The sequence below is a fragment of the Actinomadura sp. 3N407 genome (assembly GCF_052245875.1).
In the GTDB taxonomy this organism is placed as follows: Bacteria; Actinomycetota; Actinomycetes; order Streptosporangiales; family Streptosporangiaceae; genus Spirillospora.
In genome coordinates, this window is the sequence record NZ_JBQQBP010000027.1 from 14,107 (window position 1) to 31,994 (window position 17,888).

At 71.9% G+C, this 17,888-nt stretch carries 20 protein-coding genes; 11 read left to right on the forward strand and 9 right to left on the reverse strand.

Annotated elements, in window-relative coordinates:
* The first annotated feature begins 13 nt into the window (after positions 1–13).
* Positions 14–1,450: a metallophosphoesterase gene (locus tag ACTWPP_RS40225; protein WP_443109727.1), complete on the forward strand. Its 1,437-nt coding sequence runs from the start codon at positions 14–16 to the stop codon at positions 1,448–1,450.
* Positions 1,451–1,660: 210 nt separating this feature from the next.
* Here ACTWPP_RS40225 and ACTWPP_RS40230 read toward each other — a convergent pair whose 3' ends face one another.
* Positions 1,661–2,317, reverse strand: a complete 657-nt coding sequence (locus tag ACTWPP_RS40230; protein ID WP_443109728.1) for an SDR family oxidoreductase — start codon at positions 2,315–2,317, stop codon at positions 1,661–1,663.
* Between the two features lie 242 nt (positions 2,318–2,559).
* On the opposite strand from ACTWPP_RS40230, the gene ACTWPP_RS40235 reads away from it, so the two are divergent.
* Positions 2,560–3,192 carry a TetR/AcrR family transcriptional regulator gene (locus ACTWPP_RS40235; protein WP_443109729.1) on the forward strand — a complete coding sequence of 211 codons (633 nt, stop codon included), beginning with the start codon at positions 2,560–2,562 and terminating at the stop codon, positions 3,190–3,192.
* A 149-nt stretch (positions 3,193–3,341) separates the two neighbouring features.
* On the opposite strand, the gene ACTWPP_RS40240 is transcribed toward ACTWPP_RS40235, so the two are convergent.
* Entirely contained in the window at positions 3,342–3,632 is a 291-nt protein-coding gene (locus ACTWPP_RS40240) for a DUF3303 family protein (protein ID WP_443109730.1), read from the reverse strand.
* A 206-nt stretch (positions 3,633–3,838) separates the two neighbouring features.
* Between ACTWPP_RS40240 and ACTWPP_RS40245 the strand changes: the two genes are divergently transcribed.
* From ACTWPP_RS40245 to ACTWPP_RS40255, 3 genes are all read left to right on the forward strand, one after another.
* Positions 3,839–5,542, forward strand: coding sequence for a sigma factor-like helix-turn-helix DNA-binding protein (locus ACTWPP_RS40245; protein ID WP_443109731.1), 1,704 nt, complete (start codon positions 3,839–3,841; stop codon positions 5,540–5,542).
* 125 nt (positions 5,543–5,667) lie between these two features.
* Complete coding sequence (locus ACTWPP_RS40250) at positions 5,668–6,459, forward strand: helix-turn-helix domain-containing protein (RefSeq protein WP_443109801.1); 792 nt, start codon at positions 5,668–5,670, stop codon at positions 6,457–6,459.
* A gap of 11 nt (positions 6,460–6,470) precedes the next feature.
* Entirely contained in the window at positions 6,471–7,190 is a 720-nt protein-coding gene (locus ACTWPP_RS40255; protein WP_443109732.1) for an SDR family oxidoreductase, read from the forward strand.
* A 13-nt stretch (positions 7,191–7,203) separates the two neighbouring features.
* Here the strand turns inward: ACTWPP_RS40255 and ACTWPP_RS40260 are convergent, their stop codons facing one another.
* The 3 genes from ACTWPP_RS40260 to ACTWPP_RS40270 all read right to left on the reverse strand — a co-directional run bounded on the left by ACTWPP_RS40260 (position 7,204) and on the right by ACTWPP_RS40270 (position 10,134).
* Positions 7,204–8,217 (reverse strand): TerC family protein, encoded by a 1,014-nt coding sequence (locus ACTWPP_RS40260; protein WP_443109733.1) that lies wholly within the window; start codon positions 8,215–8,217, stop codon positions 7,204–7,206.
* Between the two features lie 731 nt (positions 8,218–8,948).
* On the reverse strand, positions 8,949–9,311 hold the full coding sequence (locus tag ACTWPP_RS40265; RefSeq protein WP_443109734.1) for a DsrE family protein: 363 nt from the start codon (positions 9,309–9,311) through the stop codon (positions 8,949–8,951).
* 169 nt (positions 9,312–9,480) lie between these two features.
* On the reverse strand, positions 9,481–10,134 hold the full coding sequence (locus ACTWPP_RS40270) for a GIDE domain-containing protein (RefSeq protein ID WP_443109735.1): 654 nt from the start codon (positions 10,132–10,134) through the stop codon (positions 9,481–9,483).
* Positions 10,135–10,243: 109 nt separating this feature from the next.
* On the opposite strand from ACTWPP_RS40270, the gene ACTWPP_RS40275 reads away from it, so the two are divergent.
* From ACTWPP_RS40275 to ACTWPP_RS40290, 4 genes are all read left to right on the forward strand, one after another.
* The gene (locus ACTWPP_RS40275) at positions 10,244–10,729 is read left to right on the forward strand and encodes an FABP family protein (RefSeq protein WP_443109736.1); all 486 of its coding nucleotides are present in this window, start codon (positions 10,244–10,246) and stop codon (positions 10,727–10,729) included.
* 399 nt (positions 10,730–11,128) lie between these two features.
* The gene (locus ACTWPP_RS40280; protein WP_443109737.1) at positions 11,129–11,545 is read left to right on the forward strand and encodes a Fur family transcriptional regulator; all 417 of its coding nucleotides are present in this window, start codon (positions 11,129–11,131) and stop codon (positions 11,543–11,545) included.
* Between the two features lie 10 nt (positions 11,546–11,555).
* On the forward strand, positions 11,556–12,545 hold the full coding sequence (gene ygfZ / locus ACTWPP_RS40285) for a CAF17-like 4Fe-4S cluster assembly/insertion protein YgfZ (RefSeq protein ID WP_443109738.1): 990 nt from the start codon (positions 11,556–11,558) through the stop codon (positions 12,543–12,545).
* A gap of 79 nt (positions 12,546–12,624) precedes the next feature.
* Positions 12,625–13,113: a hypothetical protein gene (locus ACTWPP_RS40290; RefSeq protein WP_443109739.1), complete on the forward strand. Its 489-nt coding sequence runs from the start codon at positions 12,625–12,627 to the stop codon at positions 13,111–13,113.
* A 98-nt stretch (positions 13,114–13,211) separates the two neighbouring features.
* Here the strand turns inward: ACTWPP_RS40290 and dtd are convergent, their stop codons facing one another.
* Positions 13,212–13,637 carry a D-aminoacyl-tRNA deacylase gene (gene dtd / locus ACTWPP_RS40295; protein WP_443109740.1) on the reverse strand — a complete coding sequence of 142 codons (426 nt, stop codon included), beginning with the start codon at positions 13,635–13,637 and terminating at the stop codon, positions 13,212–13,214.
* Positions 13,638–13,657: 20 nt separating this feature from the next.
* On the opposite strand from dtd, the gene ACTWPP_RS40300 reads away from it, so the two are divergent.
* Together ACTWPP_RS40300 and ACTWPP_RS40305 are read left to right on the forward strand one after the other, a co-directional pair.
* Complete coding sequence (locus ACTWPP_RS40300) at positions 13,658–14,485, forward strand: 3-keto-5-aminohexanoate cleavage protein (protein ID WP_443109741.1); 828 nt, start codon at positions 13,658–13,660, stop codon at positions 14,483–14,485.
* Between the two features lie 17 nt (positions 14,486–14,502).
* Positions 14,503–15,492, forward strand: coding sequence for an asparaginase (locus tag ACTWPP_RS40305; protein ID WP_443109742.1), 990 nt, complete (start codon positions 14,503–14,505; stop codon positions 15,490–15,492).
* Here ACTWPP_RS40305 and ACTWPP_RS40310 read toward each other — a convergent pair.
* Genes ACTWPP_RS40310 through ACTWPP_RS40320 form a run of 3 tightly spaced genes read right to left on the reverse strand, consistent with a single transcriptional unit; the run spans position 15,489 to position 17,867 of the window.
* Positions 15,489–15,887: a hypothetical protein gene (locus tag ACTWPP_RS40310; protein ID WP_443109743.1), complete on the reverse strand. Its 399-nt coding sequence runs from the start codon at positions 15,885–15,887 to the stop codon at positions 15,489–15,491. The two genes, ACTWPP_RS40305 and ACTWPP_RS40310, sit on opposite strands and share 4 nt — an antisense overlap.
* 40 nt (positions 15,888–15,927) lie before the next feature.
* Positions 15,928–17,175, reverse strand: coding sequence for a CynX/NimT family MFS transporter (locus ACTWPP_RS40315; protein WP_443109744.1), 1,248 nt, complete (start codon positions 17,173–17,175; stop codon positions 15,928–15,930).
* Positions 17,172–17,867, reverse strand: coding sequence for a FadR/GntR family transcriptional regulator (locus tag ACTWPP_RS40320; RefSeq protein ID WP_443109745.1), 696 nt, complete (start codon positions 17,865–17,867; stop codon positions 17,172–17,174). The genes ACTWPP_RS40315 and ACTWPP_RS40320 overlap by 4 nt, the downstream gene beginning before the upstream one ends.
* Positions 17,868–17,888: the final 21 nt, after the last annotated feature.

Here is a 17,888-nt window from a genome sequence, read left to right on the forward strand (position 1 = left end):
CACCGTAACGGCCATGATCTGCTGCCGGCCCAGCCGCCGCGACCTCATGCGCTGGAGCGCCATCGTCGCGAGCGCCTCCCTGGTGCCCACCCTCGACGGCACGTCCGCCCACGCGATGGACAACGTCCAGCCGGTGAACCTGGAACTGGTCACCGTCACCGAGACGACGGCCGTCCTCACCTGGTACACCGGCGTTCCCGGCACGGACGACGGCCTGGGCCGCATGAAGCCCGCCCCGTCCGACGCCGAGGTCGTCTACGGCACGCATCCGTCCCGCCTGACGTCCACGGCCCACGGCCCGTCGGGCACCCCGTACCACTACGTAGAGCTGACCGACCTGGAACCGGGCCGGACGTACTACTACAAAGCCCTCTCCAGAGGCCGAGCGGCCACCCCGACATTCCTGGCCTTCGGTCAGGCAGCAGGCACCCCCCACGGCGACGTCTCCGCCTTCACGACCCCGCAGCCGCCCCCGGGCCGCCACCTCTTCTCAGTCGCCCTGTGCAACGACCTCCACCTGGGCGAAACGGTCGCGGGCCTGGTCGGCCAACTCCCGTGGATAGAAGGCATCGAACAACTCCCCGGCCACCCGCCCTACCCCGAAGTCATGGCGAAGGCCCTGATCGAGGACGCCCGCCTCCGTGGCGCGCGACACCTCCTCGCCGCAGGCGACATAACAAGCGAAGCTGCCCCCGCCGACCTGCGGAGCGCCAAGAACATCCTCGACACGTTCGGCACCCTGGGCAGCGACTACCTGGTTGCCCGAGGCAACCACGACCGAGCCCACTCCGGCGAGCCCTACGCCTCCTGCACCCCGGGCGAGCACCAGGGCAACGACTGCTTCAAGGACGCCTTCTCCGCGTCCGGCGAGAGCTACTTCACCCGGAACCTCAACGGCCTCCGAGTCATCGGCCTCGACACCTACGACAAGCCCGGCAACGGCGGCGACGCGGGCGGCTTGTCGCCCACCCAGCGAGCGTGGTTCGAGGCCGAGCTCAAGAAGGATCCGGACCGTCCCACACTCGTCTTCGGCCACCACCCGCTCTTCGTGGAGAACGACCCGCTCGCCATTACCGGAACCCGTTCCCTGGACGCGGGCCAATCCTTGAGAATCCTCTCGGCCTACAACCGGGCCCCCGGCGTCTTCCTCCACCACGCGGGCCACACCCACCGGAACCAACGCTCGGTCTTCCCTTTGGCGCCCCGGGTCGTCCAGCAGGAGATAGGCGCCGTCAAGGAATACCCGGGCGGCTTCACCCTCCTCCGTGTCCACACCGGCGGCTACGCCCTGAACTTCTACAAGACCCGCAGCTCCGAAGCCCGAGCCTGGAGCGAACGCAGCCGCCAGGAACTTGCCGGTCAATGGCCCCAACTCTCCCTGGGCAACCGTCCCACCGACCGCAACACCGTGGTCACCCGCGACCTGTCCGGCCTCTCAGCACTGAGTTAGCCCACACGTGGGGCACCGGGACGAGCGCCAACGCTTCCCGCGCACCGGATCGCGATGAGTTCACCGCGCCGCCCGCGGGAGCCGACCATCCGGAGACCCGCATGGCCCGCATCGCCCTGCGCCCGACCTGGGTCGGCGTGCTGGTCTTCCAGACCCGCCTCCCCGGCATGATCAGCCCCTGGCGCAGCCGCGCGTCAAGCCGAACGACGCCTAACCGTCGTAGGGGACGTGCGGTGTCCAAGCGGCGTCGGGCCTGGTGACGGCCCGCCACATGGCGTCGGCGATCGGAGCCGGTGAGAACGGCCCCTCCTTGCCGAGCAGGCCGTTGATCTGGACCGCCACCGCGCGGATGCCGTCCGGCGCCAGGGTCGCGTCGAGGCTGGTGACGAGGTTGCGCACGGCGGCCTTCTGGACGCCCAGCGACGCGGCGCCGTGCCACGGTTCGTCAGCCGCGGCGGACCCGGTGACCAGCAGACGGGCGCCGGCCGGCATGAACGGCCGCGCGGACTGGGCGGCGGGGAGCAGGGCGCCGGCCCCGAGGGCGACGTCCTCCAGCAGTTCGGGAACGCTGAGGTGCAGCGGGTCCTTCTCGCGCCAGGCGCTGGGGTTGAAGTGCAGGACGTCGATCCGGCCGTGGCGTTCCCCGATTCCGCGGATCACGCCGGTGACGTCCTCGGAATCGGTCAGGTCCACGCCCACGCCTTCCGCGCCGTGCCCCTCGTCCCGGAGGGGCGCGGCCAAGGACTCGGCCTGGTCGGCCTTTCGCGCGGCCAGCACCGCGAAATGCCCCTCGACGGCAAAGCGGCGGGCGACGGCGAGTCCCAGACCGGGACCGGCGCCAAGGACGACGCAGACGGGGGTGGTCATACCGAGAACTCTCCTCAACCATCGGTCCGGCCGGCTGACCGGTACGTGAGAGAGTCTGCCCTGGTGAGCGGGTCAAGGGTGTGCGCCTGGCCGGTCTCGCCCGGATCGGCCACGGCCGCGGAGACCTTAAACCACGCAACGCGGAAGGGTTGCCGTGGATCGGTCCAAAATTTGCCCTGATTTGAACGCATTCTCCGCTTTGACCATGTTCTGTCTCACGGGTTTGCGCGTAGCGTGGCGGAATGCCGAACGTCATCGCACATCAGCGCGTCATTGACTGCGCCACCAGGCTGTTCGGGGAGCTCGGCTACGACGGAACCTCCCTGCAGCTCATCTCCGACTCTCTGGGCGTGAGCACCTCGACGGTCATCGAGGTCGCCGGGGACAAGTACGCCCTCTACATGGAGGTCATGGGGCAGGCTTTCGAAGCGGAACGGGCGATGTTGGAGGCGGTCGTATCGCAGGCCGGCCCCGGGCGGTCGGCCGTCCACGAGATCGTGGACGGCTATCTGGATTTCCACGTGGCGAACCCGCACAACCGTGCGCTATGGGCACAGCGTTCGGTCGCCGACGCCGCCGACATCTCCGAGCTTGAGGACCGCTACGTGCGGCCCCTCTTCAAACTCGTCTCCCGCAGGATCAGGGACCTGGTGCCCCCGGACGTCGACACCTACTACCTGCTCGGCACCATGGTCTGGTGCGTACACGGCTTCCTGGGCTCGGGAGTCTTCAACCGCTCCCAGGGGATGAGAAGGGCCGACGACCCGGCGGCCGTCGAATCCTTCCGGGCCCAACTGCACGTACTGATGGAGCGCCTGCTCGCCCCCCAAGCCCCGCCCCCGCTCAAGGCCCCCATGGTCAACGCCACGGCGTGACCTCGCCGCGCCGTCCCACCCGCCCCGTCCGGACGAGACCGCCCCGCCGTCGGCCCCCGATCGCGACCGCTGCCCGCCCGCGTGGCCGAGGCTCCCCGCTCGTGCCATCCGGAGCCGGGTCGTGCGGGCGGGCTGAGTCCGGTTCGGCTCTAGCGCAGGGCGGCCAGGCCCTTCCGCATGTCCTCCAGATTCATCACCGGTTGGATTTCGATCTTCGCGCCCAGTTCCTGGAAGAGCGGCTCGGCGATGGTCGGCAGCGATGAACTCTCCTGCATGTCGAAGACGATGGTGCAGGACCGTCCGCCCTCGGTGGGGCCGAAGTAGGCCGCCTCGGGATTGAGCCGCTGCAGCAGAGACTCCACGATCTCCGCCAGCCTGCCGTCTTTGAGTACTTCATTGGAGGTCTGGGTGTCCAATTTTGCTCTCAGCATGACTCTCATCGCAGTACTCCCCCGTTCACCCGGGCCGGCGCGGCCCCGTCCGCGCCTGCTGGAACCCGGTGTTCTGCAGGGCAACCTTCCCCCGGTGCTCTGCGTAAACGGCCGATGACAATCCGTCCACCAGGTCCGCCGCCTTCTCCGGAGGCGGCGGCTTCTCAACCCGGCTGTTACCGAGCGCTGCGCACAATGCGGTGGGAGGTGCCCCGGTGCGAACGGTGGACCGCGAGCACTACGCCGGCCTGCTGCGGCTCGCGTACCTGGTTCTGGACGACGGCGACGCCCCGCTCGTGCGCGCCCGCCGCGCCGCCGCGGGCGCGGCCCGTGTGCGGCACGGCGGCTACCCGGCCATGCGGGCGCGGCTCGTCGCGATCCTGCTCACCGACCCGCCCACCGGGCGGCACCGGCTGCACCGCCTGTTCTTCGAGCCCGCGCCGGCCCCGCCGTCGCCCGTCCGGGCGGCGCTGCTGGAGCTGCCGCCGCACGAGCGGCTCGCCTTCCTGCTGCGCCGCGACGGCCTCACCGCCCCCGAGGTCGCCGCCGAGCTGGGCCTCCACATCCACGCCGACTTCCGGGACGTGGACCGGGCCACCGCCGCCGTGGACGCCCGGACGGGGCTGGACGAGGCCGCTCAACGGGCCGAGATCGAGGCGTTCGAGCCCGACGTCGTCCGGCTCCGCCCGCCGCGTTCCGCCCGGCCCGCCTGGCGTGCCGCCGTGGCGGCCGTGCTCACGGCGGCGCTGCTGGCGGTCGCCGGATTCGTCGTCACCCGGCCTGGCGAGGGGCCGGGCGAGCCCGCCGCGATCGACCCGCGCGCGTGGCAGGCGACGGGCACGCCTTCCATCAACGAGTGGCCCGCCCAGGGCGGGCTGCGGCACGACGCCGGGCTGCTGCGCCGGGCCGCCGACGCCTGGCGGGCCCACCGCCTTCACCCACCGCTCGGCCGCGTCATCGTCCTGTACGCCGGGACGGTGGACGGCGCGTCCCTCGTCGTGCTGCGCGACTCCTCCGGCTCGCGGGACGCGCCCAGCGTGGCGCAGTACTTCGAGCGGCGCCTGTCGCGCGGCGTGGAGTCGGTCCGCAGGCTCGGGACGGGCGAGGGGCAGCTCATCATGCTGGGCATGACGTGGCGTTACCTCGTCCCGCCATGGCTGCGGGACGTGCGGGCGGCGGTGCCGTCCGGGCGCTCTCCGGACTGGACGCCGGTGGCGGTCCGGGACGGGCTGAGCGATCCGCTGCCGTGGAACTGGTTCACGCGGCGCTGCCAGAACTACGTGGTGTTCCAGATGACGTTCCGGCCGGCCGCCGGCGGGTCGCCGCGGACGGTCACGCAGCTCGCCTCGCACGACCCGCATTCCGCGGCGCCGCGGGTGTCGTTCGGCGACCCGCCGGAGCATCGGGAGCGGTTCCGCTGGGCGGCGCTGCACGCCGTCGCCTGCGAGGGGGCGGCGACGCTGAGCGAGTCGGGCGACCTGCGCCTGGGCCATCTGTGGAGCGGCGAGTTGCCCGACGGCGGCGGCCGGGCGACGCTGCTGACGGTGGACGCGTCCTCGCAGTGGGCCGCCCCGGGCACCTCGATCCTGATCTCCGGCGGAGGGCGGGCGCTGTCCGAGCGGGGCGGGACGAACAGCCACATCACCTCCTCCGCCGCGACGATGGCCGCCGCCGTGTGGTGGCGGTCGCCCCGGCGCTGGCATCTGGTGGCGGCGGCGGGCCCGAGCGTCACGCGGCTGAAGACGGTCGGCGAGCTGGACTCCGGCGAGGAGGGGACGGACCGGCGGGGCGGGACGCCGCTGCTGGTGGTGCCGGGCCCGCGCACCGGCGGCGCGCCCACGGAGACGGCCCGCCTCCCGGTCGTCCACGTCGTGGCCTACGAGACGGACGGAGACCGCACGGTCGTCAGCCCTTCTTGACGGGAGCGGAGCCATGCCGGAGGTTCCGCGGCGTCCCTACCCTCGCGGCGGAGGGCTCGACGACCTCATGATCGTGCTGGAGTGTGGTCTGTGCCGGACGTCGTGAGGGGTGTGGTTTGACGCAGGTGCATTCGGTGCTGGTGCGGGTGGGGGAGGAGCGGTGCGCGACGGTCGCTCGGCGGGCGGTTCCGGGGCTGCGGCCTTATGTCGCCGGGTACGGGGCCTTTCGTTCCGGGACGCCCGGTGACGCGCAGCGCAGGGTGCTGCCGCTGAATCTCGTCACCTTGATCGTCGACCTGGACGGGCCGGGGCCGCTGGTCTTCGGGGCGAGGGGCGCGCCGATGGTGTACGAGGAGGCGCGGTGGCGGCGGGGCGTCACGGTCGGGCTGACGGTCGCCGGGGCGCGGGCCCTGCTGGGGGCGCCGATGCACGCGTTGACCGGTGCGGCCGTCCCGTTGAGCGACCTGCTCGGCCGCCGGGCGGACGAACTGGTGGACCGGCTCGCCGCGGTACCGGGCCCGGCGGCCCGGTTCGCCGCGATGGACGACCTGTTCACCGCGTGGCTGTGCCCGGACGAGCGGCCGGACGGTCCGGCGATGTGCGGGTGGTGGCGGCTCCAGGAGACGGCCGGCCGGATCACGGTGGGGAGCCTGGCCGCGGAACTCGGCGTCAGCCGCCGCAGGCTGGAGACCGGGTTCCGGCGGGAGATCGGGCTGAGCCCGAAGACGGTGGCGCGGGTCGCGCGGTTCCAGCGGGCCGCGCAGGTGCTCAGCGCGCCGCCGGGCACGTTCCAGGACGCCGTCGCCTGCGGGTACGCCGACCAGCCGCACTTCAACCGCGAGGTGCGGGCGATGGCCGGGATCACGCCGACCGAGCTGTGCGCATTCCTTCAATACACCGAGCGGCTCACCGGCTAGCGTCCGGGCCCATGACGCTCAACGGTAGGACGGCCCTGGTGACGGGCGGTTCGCGTGGTATCGGCCAGGCCATCGTCCGGCGCCTCGCCCGGGACGGCGCGCGGGTGGTGTTCAGCTACCGGGACGACGAGGCCGCCGCCGACGCGCTCGTACGGGACGTCGCGGGCACGGTCGCGGTCCGCGCCGACCAGGAGGACCTCGGCAGCCTGGACACGCTGTTCGAGCCGGTCGCCGACGGGCTCGACATTCTGGTCAACAACGCCGCCGTCAACCCGCCCACCCCGATCCGCGACATCACCACCGAACTGTTCGACCGGGTGATGACGGTGAACACGAAGTTCCCGCTGCTGGCCATCCGCCGGGCGGAGTCGCTGCTGCGCGACGGCGGCCGCGTCGTCAACGTCTCGACGCTCAACACGGTGCTGCCCGTCCCGGGCCTGGCGCTGTACTCCGCGAGCAAGGCGGCACTGGAACAGTTCACCGCCGTCGCCGCACGCGAGTTCGGAGCGCGGGGCATAACGGTCAACACCGTTTCGCCGGGCCCGACCGACACGGACCTGCTGCGCGCCACGAACCCGCCGGAGGCCCTGGAGCAGACCACGGCGTTCACCGCCCTGGGCCGTCTGGGACGGCCCGGCGACATCGCCGACGTGGTCGCGTTCCTCGCCGGTCCCGACGCCCGATGGATCACCGGCCAGAACATCCGCGCCACCGGCGGCCTCCTCCTCTAGCCCGGCAGGCGGGTCAGCGGGGGGCGCGCTCCTCTTCCTCCTGTTTCTTGGTTTTGCGGAGGGTACCGGGCTTGGCCTTCTCCTCCGGGTGGGCGCGGACGCGGATCAGGCTGGCGATGGTCGTGACGATCAGGATCAGCAGGATCACGACCAGGGAGAGCGGCGTCGGGATCTCGGGGATCGATTCCGAAACGTCCTCGTGCAGGAACAGCACGATCAGCTTGATGCCGATGAAGACGAGGATCGCCGACAGGCCGATCGTCAGGTAGACCAGGCGTTCCAGCAGCCCCTCGATGAGGAAGTAGAGGGCGCGCAGGCCGAGCAGGGCGAACGCGTTGGCGGCGAAGACGAGGAACGCGCTCTGGGTGATGCCGTACACGGCGGGGATGGAGTCCAGCGCGAACAGGACGTCCGTGCTGCCGATGGCGACGAACACCAGCAGCAGCGGTGTCATGACGCGCTGGCCGTTCTCGTGGGCGAGCATCCGGCCGCCGTGGTAGTCGCTGCTCAGCGGGAAGAGCTTGCGGGCGCGGCGGACCAGGAAGGTGTCCTCGACGTCGGGTTCCTCGTTGCGGTGCCGGATGAGCTGGATCGCCGTCCAGATCAGCACCAGGCCGAAGATCAGGAAGGTGAAGGAGAACAGGCTGATCGCCGCGCCGCCGATCGCGATGAGGATGACGCGGAGGATCAGCGCGGCCGCGATGCCGAACAGCAGCGTCTTCTGCTGGTACTCGGCGGGGACCTCGAACCGCGCCATGATGATCACGAACACGAAGAGGTTGTCGACCGACAGGCTCTTCTCGACGATGTAGCCCGAGTAGTACTCCGTGCCCGCGGTCGCCCCGGCGAACGCCCAGACGGCGAGGCCGAACAGCAGCGCGACGACGATGTAGAAGACCGACCAGAAGGTCGCCTCCTTGATACCGACCGCGTGGGGGCGCCGGACGGCGACCACGAGATCGAGGACGAAGAGCGCGATGACCAGAGCGATCGTCGCGGCCCAAGCCCATGCGGATATTTCGACCATCCGGTGGCTCCAGTCGGTACGAGGCGTCGGCTGACCTATATCCGTTCTAGGGCTCTTCTACCGTCGATTTCGCCGTCCGCACGGGCGGAGTCACTCACGCGGATCTGAGTACCTGCGCCGATGTGCGGCGGCTCCCTGGCGGCGAGGCTGCGGGCATGGATACTTCACGCTGGCGTCCCCTCGCGCTCGCCGCCAAGGCCGCCCTGGCCGTCCTCCTCGCGTTCGCCGTGGTCTTCCCCGAGTGGGACCGGTTCGCGGACAAGGCGATGGGCGTCCGCGTGGCCGCCTATCCGGCCGCCGTCATGCTCGTCACCCTGATCTGGGCGCTGCGCGGCCGGGGCAGGGCGTTCCCGTGGGACATCGACCTTCTCGTGACGGCGCCGTTCCTCATCGACGTCGCGGGCAACGCCGCCGACCTCTACGACACCGTGGCGTGGTTCGACGACGCCTGCCACTTCGGGAACTGGGCGCTGCTGTGCGCCGCCGCCGGTCTGGCCCTCCGGCGCTGGGGCGGTGTCAGTTCGTGGACGCTGGCGTTGTGCTGCACCGGGATCGGCGCCGCCGCGGCGATCCTCTGGGAGTTCTTCGAGTACGGCGTCTTCATCCTCGACACCCCGGAGAGCGTGTCCGTCTACCGCGACACCGTCGGGGACCTCATGCTCGGCCTCGCCGGCGCCGCCGCGGCGGGCCTGGCCGCCGCTGCCGCGTCCGCCCGCAGGACGCCGGTGACGTCAGTAGACGAGCGCCTGGACGCCGTCCATGGTGATCTCCTCGACGAACGTGGGCGCCCCGGCGATGCGGATGCCGGGGAGGACGTCGTCCGGCCCGATGTCGCGTCGGGCCGCGCACTGGGTGCAGAGGGTGACGCGCCCGGCGGTGAGGATCACGGTCAGGAGGTCGTCCAGGGGGGTGGCGTGGGGTAGCGAGAACTCGGCGGCCCGTCCCGGGAGGGAGAACCACGCGGACTCGCCGGTCAGCCAGAGGGAGACGGGCACGCCGCTCGCCGCGGCGGCGGCGGCCACCGTGAACGCCTGGTTGCAGCGCTCGGGAGCGTCCGCGCCCGCCGTCACCTTGATCACCAGTGGTCTCGCCATAGTCGCACTCTAGCCCGGGCGGCCCGCGTAGCATCTCGCGGTATGGGTGGGATGGTGAACGCGGGGATCCTCGTCCTCGCGCTTGGGCTCGTGGCGGTCGCCGCCGTCCTCCTGGCGATCCGTCTCGGACGGCTCAGGTAGGGCTCGGGCAGGGCGGCTCAGGTGGGGCTCAGTCGTCCTCCATGGCTTCGAGGATGGCCGCCACGGCGGCGAAGACCAGGAAGATCCCGCCACCGCCGTAGCCGATGGCCGTGAACAGCAGGGCGCGGCGGCCGAACTGGCGGCGGGTCCGCGTGCTGATGCTGTACTGGCCGGTCTCCTTGTCCTTGCCGATCGACGTGCCCGTCGCGGTGCCGAGGATGTACAGCGGCTCCCCGGGCGGCAGGATCCATTCCTCGTAGCGGTACCGCTTGACCTCTTCGGCCGTGCTCGTGAGGCCCGGCAGGTCCCCGTTCGCGAGTCTGCGTTCGTCCATCGTCTGGACGGCGGCGTCAACGGCCGCGTCCTCAGGGTGGACGGTGAACTGTCCCGTCTCGTCCTGCAGATAGAACGGCGCCTTGGACTTCTCGTCCATGAAGACGCGCTTGCCCGTCTTGGTCTTGGCCGTGGCGCGGACCCGGTACCAGGCGCAGGGCGTCCCGGAGAAAGGGGCCGAGTGGACGGCCCGGGCCGTCCCGGTGACCTGGCAGGGCACGCCGTTCAAAGCGGCCACACCGGCGCAGTTCGTCACGGTCGCGCGGCGCAGGTTCCTGAAGCGGATGCGCCAGACCCAGCCGACGACGAGGAAGCCGGCGGCGATGATCCCGAAGAACAGGTAGAACACGGCTCTAATGATCGGGCCGGGACATGGCGCCGGACAGGGACGTCTGTCCCGGCCCTGGAGGGATCACCCGCGGGACGCGGGGGCGCGTGCGCCGCTACGCTCGGTGTCCATGGATCCTGAGCTGCACCCGGACCTTGAGCCGCTGAAGTTCCTCCTCGGCACCTGGGAGGGCGCCGGCGTCGGCGGCTATCCCACGATCGAGGCGTTCAACTTCGGGCAGGAGCTGTCCTTCACCCACATCGGGAAGCCGTTCCTCATCTACGCGAGCCGGACCTGGCTGATCGAGGAGGACGGCACGCTCGGGCGCCGGCTCGCCACGGAGACCGGCTACTGGAGGCCGCGTCCCGGGAACGGGGTGGAGGTCACGCTGGCGCACCCGACGGGCATCGTCGAGATCTACGTCGGCAATGTGGCGTTCAGCCGGGTGGAGCTGGAGACGGACGTCGTCGCCCGCACGGAGTCGGCCAAGGAGGTGACGGCCGGGCACCGCCTGTACGGCATGATCGGCGAGGACCTCGGCTGGGCCTACGACATGGCGGCCATGGGCCAGAAGCTCCAGTCCCACCTTTCGGCCCAGCTCAAGCGGGTCGCCTGACCCCGCACCGAAACCCTCCGCCTGAACGTTCCCGGCGGGGGACGGCCCGCCGCGTCCCCCCGGACATGAACGCCCCCCGGACATGAACGATCCCCGGACCTTCCCGCTTACGGCGGGCGATGGACAGGACGGGTCCATCGGTCCGGGGACCGGGTAACTGCCTGGTATTCGCCGGTCACCGTCGCGACCGGTTGCCACCGCCGGGGCGGCGGCGCCGAGGCGGAACGGCGACTAGCGGACAGCCACCTCGCGAGCCCTAGAATCAATCATTTCCTGGACCACCTCCTTTCGCGCGTACTCGCACGCTATGCGAGCGCCGCGCGGAGAGGCAAGCCGGTTTTCCCGGATCGGGAACCCGGTCCGGGGCCGGAACGCGGGGACGGGTTCTAGACTCGGTACATGGTCGAGTCGTGGCAGCAGGAGCTGCGGGCGAAGGGGTACCGCGTCACACCCCAGCGCCAGCTGGTCCTTGAGGCGGTCACCAACCTGGAGCACGGGACCCCCGAGGAGATCTGCACCGAGGTGCAGCGCACCGCCCGCGGCGTCAACATCTCCACCGTGTACCGGACGCTCGAGCTGCTCGAAGAGCTCGGGCTGGTCAAGCACGCGCATCTCGGGCACGGGCCGCCGAACTACCATCTGGCCGCCGAGGCCGAGCACATCCACCTGGTGTGCCGCGGCTGCCACAACGTGGAGGACGTCGACCCCCGCGCGGCGTCGGGTCTGGCGGACGTCCTGGAGCGCGACTTCGGCTTCGCGACCGACGTGCACCACCTCACGGTGTACGGGCGGTGCAAGGACTGCCGCGCGACGTAGCCTGGTCACCATGAAGAGCCCGCTGTTGCAGACGTCCGGAGCCGTTGCCGCCGACGCGCCCGACCAGGAGGTCGCCGCGCACTACGGGGAGCCCTCGCAGGAGCAACGCGCCCTGGCGGACGGGAGGGCGTTCGTCGACCGCAGCAACCGGGGTGTCGTCAAGGTCTCCGGACCGGACCGGCTGAGCTGGCTGCACAGCCTGCTGAGCCAGCACCTGGACGGGCTGGGGCCGTTCGAGCCGACCGAGGCGCTGCTGCTCGGCCCCAACGGCCACATCGAACATCATCTTTTCGTGATCGACGACGGCGAGGCCGTCTGGGCCCATGTGGAACCCGGGTCCGCGGCGCCGCTGGCGGAGTTCCTCGACCGGATGCGGTTCATGCTCCGCGTCGAGGTCGAGGACGTGTCCGACGCCTACGCCGTGATCACCGGGCCCGGCGAGCCTGCGGAGCCGGCGGCACTGGCCTGGCCGGACGTCGCGGGCACCGTCACCCGCATCGTCCCCCGGGGCGAGTTCCCGGAGGGGCTTCGGCCGGCGGGGATGTGGGCGTACGAGGCGTTCCGGATCGCCGAGCACCGCGCCCGGTCGGGCGTGGACACCGACCACCGGACGATCCCGCACGAGGCGGGGTACGTGGAGACCGCCGTCCATCTGAGCAAGGGCTGCTACCGGGGGCAGGAGACGGTGGCCCGCGTCCACAACCTCGGGCGGCCGCCGCGCCGCCTGGTGTTCCTGCATCTGGACGGGAGCGTCGACCGGCTGCCCGCGCACGGCGATCCGGTGGAGATCCCGGGCGGCAGGACGGTCGGGTTCGTCGGGTCGGCGGCGCGGCATCACGAGCTGGGGCCGGTCGCGCTGGCGCTGGTCAAGCGGAACGTCCCGGTGGACGCGGAGCTGCTGGCGGGCGGGGTCGCGGCGGCGCAGGAGGTCGTGGTGTCGCCGGAGACCGGGGCGAACGCGCAGATCGATCTTCGCCGGCGGCCGGCGAAACACGGGTAGATCGCCGACTCCCGGGGCAATATCGTCTGATAGGACGATTTCTCACTGGCCGCCGCCCGGGGAAGGTGGATTCCTACCGATGGTCGCGAACCTGGGGAAAGAGGAGCCGCCGGCGGCCAGGAAGGGCGCCCGGCGTCTCCCTCGCAGGGAGTCCGCGCTGCTGTGGTGGGCCCTGTTCGCCGTGTTCGCCGGGGCGGCGTGGTGGCTCCAGTCGTGGCGGGTCGCGCTGCTCGGGCTGCTGACGTGGTGCCTGTACGAGTTCCTGCTCGTCCCGACGCTGTGCCGGGTCCTGAAACGGCAGGGCCATCCCTGCACGAAACGCGTCCGGGGCCGGCTGTTCGCCTGCGGGCCCGGCCACCAGCGGCTGAAGAACGACGCGCTGTGGCGGCTCGCCGGGCTGCGCAACCCGTTCCAGAGGAACGACGAGGAAACAGACCCCGAGACCGGCGTCGTCGTCCATTCGCCGGACGTGCGAGGCCGCCTCACGCCCGTCGACCGTTCCCTCATCCTGCTCGCCGCCCTCGGCACCATCGCCGCCCTCATCGGCACGGTCTACGGCTTCCGCTGAGGAGGGCCCATGCACGTGCTCACCGCCGGCGGCTCTGGCGCGCGGCGCCCCCTCACCGAACCCGCCGAGCAGGGGCGCTCCTGACCCACGGGGGGCGGTCAGACGTCGACGATCAGGGTGATCGGACCGTCGTTGACGAGGGCGACCTTCATGTCGGCGCCGAACTCGCCCGTCTCGACCTCGGCGCCGAGCGCCCTCAGTTCGTGGACGACCGCGTCCACGAGAGGTTCGGCCACGGGACCGGGCGCGGCGGCCGTCCAGGTCGGGCGGCGGCCCTTCCGCGCGTCGCCGTAGAGGGTGAATTGGCTCACCACGAGGAGCGGCGCGCCCACGTCGGAGCACGACTTCTCGTCCTGCAGGATCCGCAGCCCCCACAGCTTCGAGGCCAGCCTGCGGGCCTTCCCGGGGTCGTCGTCGTGGGTCACGCCGACGAGGACCATCAGTCCCGGCCCGTCGATCGCGCCTGCGACGCGCCCGTCCACGGACACGCTGGCCTGGCTCACCCTCTGGACTACGGCACGCATGACCATGCATTCTGCCGCCTATGGGAGCAACGACGCTCATCACGGTGGCGCCCACGGGCGCGGAGTCCGCCAAGGCGGACTTTCCGGCCCTGCCCGTCACCCTTGAGGAACTGGTCCAGACGGCCAAGGAGTGCGAGGCCGCCGGCGCGGCCGTGATCCACGTGCACATCCGCGACGACGACGCGCGGCCGACGCTCGACCCGTCCCGGCTGCGGGACACGGTCCGGGCGCTGCGGGAGGGCACGGGGCTGATCGTCCAGCTGTCCACGGGCGGCGCCGTCACCGACCCGTACGAGGACCGGCTGCGCGTCCTGGACGCCGAGCCCGACATGTGCTCGCTGACCTGCGGGACGGTCAACTTCGGCGACGACGTGTTCATGAACCCGTGGCCGTTCATGGCGGAGCTTTACCGGCGCACCCAGGCACTGGAGGTCGTCCCCGAGTTCGAGCTGTTCGACCTCGGGCAGGTCGCGGCGCTGCACCGGCTGCTGGACAAGCACGGGCTCCCTTACGGGGGGCACGTCCACTGCGATCTGGTGATGGGCGTGCCGGGCGGCATGCCGGGGGACGCGCGGACGCTCGTCGCGGCCGTCGAGGCGCTCCCGGACGGGGCGACGTGGTCGGCGACGGGCATCGGCCGGACGTCCCTGCCGGTGCTGTTCGCCGCGCTGTCGGCGGGCGGGCACCTGCGGGTCGGCATGGAGGACACGGTCACGTTCGCGAAGGGACGGCCGGTGACGGCGAACGTCCAGCTCGTGGAACGCGCCGCGCAAGCCGCCCGGCTGGCGCAGCGCCCCCCGACGCCGGCCGCGGACGCCCGCGCGCTCCTAGGCATCAAGCCCCGATGACCGGGGAAGACGCAGGCATGATCAATCCTGTGCTGGTCGAGGTCGAACGGTCCGGGTTCGTGGAGTCCCGGCATCGCGGTGCGGCGGTCGGGCTCGCCGCCGACGGGACGGTCGCCGTCCGGGCCGGTGATCCCGGTGTGCCGATCTTCCCGCGCTCGGCGAACAAGCCGATGCAGGCGGTCGCGATGCTGCGGTCCGGGCTCGACCTGGAGGGGGAGCTCCTCGCGCTCGCCGCGGGCAGCCACTCGGGCGAGGACTTCCACGTCGAGGGGGTCGAGAAGATCCTCGCCGGGGCCGGGCTGGGCGCCGCCGATCTGCGCTGCCCGGAAAGCTGGCCGCTCGACCCCACGACGCAGCAGGACGTCGCGCGGTCCGGCGGCGGGGCGTCGCGGCTGCGCATGAACTGCTCCGGCAAGCACGCCGCGATGCTCGCGACGTGCGTCACCGCCGGCTGGCCCACGGCGTCGTACCTGGACGCCGATCATCCGCTGCAGCTCGCCGTCCGGGAGACGGTCGGGGAACTCGCGGGGGAGCCGGTCACGGCGGCCGGTGTCGACGGCTGCGGCGCACCGCTGTTCGCCGTGTCCACGGCCGGGGTCGCGCGGGCGTTCCGCGGGCTCGTCGTGGCCGGGCCGGGCATGCCCGAAAGGCGCGTCGCGGACGCGATGCGGACGCACCCGCAGTGGACGTCCGGCACGCGGCGCGAGGAACGGCAGCTGATGGACGCCGTCCCCGGCCTGCTGGTCAAGTGCGGCGCGGAGGGCGTGGACGCGTTCGCGCTCGCCGACGGACGCGCCGGCGCCGTCAAGATCGACGATGGGGCGATGCGGGCCCGGACGCCGGTCACGGTCGCGCTGCTGCGCTCCCTCGGCGTTCAGGACGGCGGCATAGTCGGCGTCGACGGCGCGGCGCTGGACGAGCTGTCGGTGGTCGAGGTCCGCGGGGGCGGCGGCGTCGTCGGTGCCATCCGCCCGACTCCCGGCGCCTTCACCCCCGCCGGGGGTTAGCGGGTGTCGCTCCGCTCGGACTTGAGTTCCTCGAACTCTTCCTTGAACACGGTCTGCTCGTACAGGACGCCGTCGGGCCACGGGTTCTTCGGTTCCCGTCCGGGCTGCGGGTTGTCGCGCCGGAACTCCTCGGCCTGCGTCTCCCTGTCGGGCGGGTAGCTGTGGGAGAACATCCCGGGCCGGTAGGTGTACAGGCCGCCCTGCTCCATGCCGCGGTGGTTGTCCTGGTCGTTCCTGCGGTCGGGGTGGATCTGCCGGGACGACGCCGAGACCGTCATGAAGAGCCGGGCGACCAGCGCCACCACGGCCACCACCGGAATGATCCACGCCCACATCCAGTGGCCGGTCGGAGCCGTTTCGGCCAAGGTCGGTTCAGCCAGGATCGTGGCGAGCATTGCGGTCCACCTCCCGGTGGTGTATCAGCCTCGCACGGGGTCAGTTAGGGATGTGTCCGCTAATTTCCGTGTTAATCACCCCGGCGGGCGGTCCGGCGGGCGCCCCCACCGAGCGGTTGCGTCCCGCCGACAGGCCGGGCACCGTCATCACGGCGCAGACGATCAGCACACCGGCGATCGGAACGCTCCATCCGCCGGTGGCGTCGTGCAGCGCGCCGACGGCGAGCGGGCCGAGCGCCGCGATGAGGTAGCCGATGCCCTGCGCCATCCCGGAGAGCTGCGCCGCGACGTGCGCGTTGTGGGCGCGCAGGCCGATGAACGACAGCGCGGTGGCGAACCCGACGCCCTGGCCGAGGCCGAGCACGACCGCCCAGACCCACACCGACTCGATCGGCGCCCAGGTGACCCCGGTGAACCCCGCCAGGCTCAGCGTCGCCGTCGTGAGCACCAGGGGACGCTGGTCGCGCGTCCGCCGGGCGAGCAGCGGGACGGTCAGCGACCCGACCGCCTGTACCGCCGCCGAGAGCGCCAGCACGTATCCGGCGGGCGCCTCGTCCATCCCGCGGTCCTGGCAGATCGTGGGGAGCCAGCCGAGCACCACGTACGCCAGCAGCGACTGCAGTCCCATGAACACCGTGACGTGCCAGGCCAGGCCGGACCGCCACACCAGCGCAGCCATCCCGCGCGGCGCGGCGGCGGGCGGCGCCGACCGTGCCGCGTGCGCCGCCCGGCGCGCCCTCGGCACCCAGAGCAGCCCGGCGAGCGCCGCCGGGATCACCAGCAGGCCCAGCGGCAGCCGCCACGTGGAGTCGAAGATGTGCTCCAGCGGCACGACGAGCCCCGACGAGAGCGACGCGCCGGCCGTCACCGCCACCGTGTAGACGGCCGTGACCGTGGTGATCCGGGACGGATGGTCCCGCTTGATGATCCCGGGCATCGCGATGTTGCCGATGCTGATCGCGATCCCGGCGACCAGCGACCCGGCGAACAGCGGGAACGGCGCGTCCAGCAGCCGCAGAGCCATCCCCGCGACGAGCAGCGCCATCGCGCTGACCAGGAGCGTCTCGCCGCGCGGGGCACGGCGCAGGAACGCCGCCATCAGCCCGTAGGAGCCGAAGAACACCAGCGGCACCGTCGTCAGCGCGCCCGCCGCCGCCCCCGACAGCCGGAACTCGTCGCTGATCTCGGTCAGCACCGGCCCGATCGCCGCGATCGCCGGCCGCAGGTTGACCGCCACCAGGACGATCATCAGCAGCGATCCGGCGAGGCCGGCCCGCCGCCCCGTCACCGCTCCACCCCGTCACGCGCGGCGAGGGTCTCCAGGACGGCGAGGGTCGGCTCGACGACCGCGGCGGCCGCCCACGCCGCGCCCCCCGGGTCGCCCGCCGCGATCGCGTCCAGGACGGCGCGGTGGGCGGCGGGACCGGCCTCGGGAACCTCGCGGTCGAGCCTGATGTCGCGCAGCGACTCGCGCAGCCGGTCGATGAAGAAGCGCATCGCCTCGATCAGCACGGGGTTGCGGGACGCCTCCGCGACGCCCAGGTGGAAGGCCGCGTCCGCGGCGCCGAACGCGTCCGCCTCGGTGGCCTCGTCGCGGGCGCGGAGCAGCTCTTCCAGCCGCGCGAGGTCGGCGTCGGTGCGGCGCCGCGCGGCGAGACGCGCCGCCTGGACGTCGTAGGCGAGCTGCACCTCGAAGAAGTCCCGGATGGACGCGCGGGCCACCCGGCGCAGCAGCGGACGCGGGTCGGCGGAGCTGCGGACGTACGTCCCGTCTCCGCGCCGCACCTCCAGCACCCCGACGTGCGTCAGCGCGCGGATCGCCTCGCGGACGGCGGGACGGCTCACACCGAGCCGCGCGGCCAGCTCGTGCTCGGCCGGGATGCGTTCCCCGACCGGCCACGAGCCGTCGCTGACCTGCGCCTGAAGCTGGTCGAGCACGGCGTCGACGGTCGACCCGCCGGCCACGGGACTCAAACCCACCGAAACCCCCTAAGTAAGACG

Excerpts from the sequence above, each read along its gene's own strand:
- ACTWPP_RS40225 (WP_443109727.1), top strand. The coding sequence starts at position 14 with ATGATCTGCTGCCGGCCCAGCCGCCGCGACCTCATGCGCTGGAGCGCC.
- ACTWPP_RS40230 (WP_443109728.1), bottom strand. The coding sequence starts at position 2,317 with ATGACCACCCCCGTCTGCGTCGTCCTTGGCGCCGGTCCCGGTCTGGGA.
- ACTWPP_RS40235 (WP_443109729.1), top strand. The coding sequence starts at position 2,560 with ATGCCGAACGTCATCGCACATCAGCGCGTCATTGACTGCGCCACCAGG.
- ACTWPP_RS40240 (WP_443109730.1), bottom strand. The coding sequence starts at position 3,632 with ATGAGAGTCATGCTGAGAGCAAAATTGGACACCCAGACCTCCAATGAA.
- ACTWPP_RS40255 (WP_443109732.1), top strand. The coding sequence starts at position 6,471 with ATGACGCTCAACGGTAGGACGGCCCTGGTGACGGGCGGTTCGCGTGGT.
- ACTWPP_RS40260 (WP_443109733.1), bottom strand. The coding sequence starts at position 8,217 with ATGGTCGAAATATCCGCATGGGCTTGGGCCGCGACGATCGCTCTGGTC.
- ACTWPP_RS40265 (WP_443109734.1), bottom strand. The coding sequence starts at position 9,311 with ATGGCGAGACCACTGGTGATCAAGGTGACGGCGGGCGCGGACGCTCCC.
- ACTWPP_RS40275 (WP_443109736.1), top strand. The coding sequence starts at position 10,244 with ATGGATCCTGAGCTGCACCCGGACCTTGAGCCGCTGAAGTTCCTCCTC.
- ACTWPP_RS40280 (WP_443109737.1), top strand. The coding sequence starts at position 11,129 with ATGGTCGAGTCGTGGCAGCAGGAGCTGCGGGCGAAGGGGTACCGCGTC.
- ygfZ (WP_443109738.1), top strand. The coding sequence starts at position 11,556 with ATGAAGAGCCCGCTGTTGCAGACGTCCGGAGCCGTTGCCGCCGACGCG.
- ACTWPP_RS40290 (WP_443109739.1), top strand. The coding sequence starts at position 12,625 with ATGGTCGCGAACCTGGGGAAAGAGGAGCCGCCGGCGGCCAGGAAGGGC.
- dtd (WP_443109740.1), bottom strand. The coding sequence starts at position 13,637 with ATGCGTGCCGTAGTCCAGAGGGTGAGCCAGGCCAGCGTGTCCGTGGAC.
- ACTWPP_RS40300 (WP_443109741.1), top strand. The coding sequence starts at position 13,658 with ATGGGAGCAACGACGCTCATCACGGTGGCGCCCACGGGCGCGGAGTCC.
- ACTWPP_RS40305 (WP_443109742.1), top strand. The coding sequence starts at position 14,503 with ATGATCAATCCTGTGCTGGTCGAGGTCGAACGGTCCGGGTTCGTGGAG.
- ACTWPP_RS40310 (WP_443109743.1), bottom strand. The coding sequence starts at position 15,887 with ATGCTCGCCACGATCCTGGCTGAACCGACCTTGGCCGAAACGGCTCCG.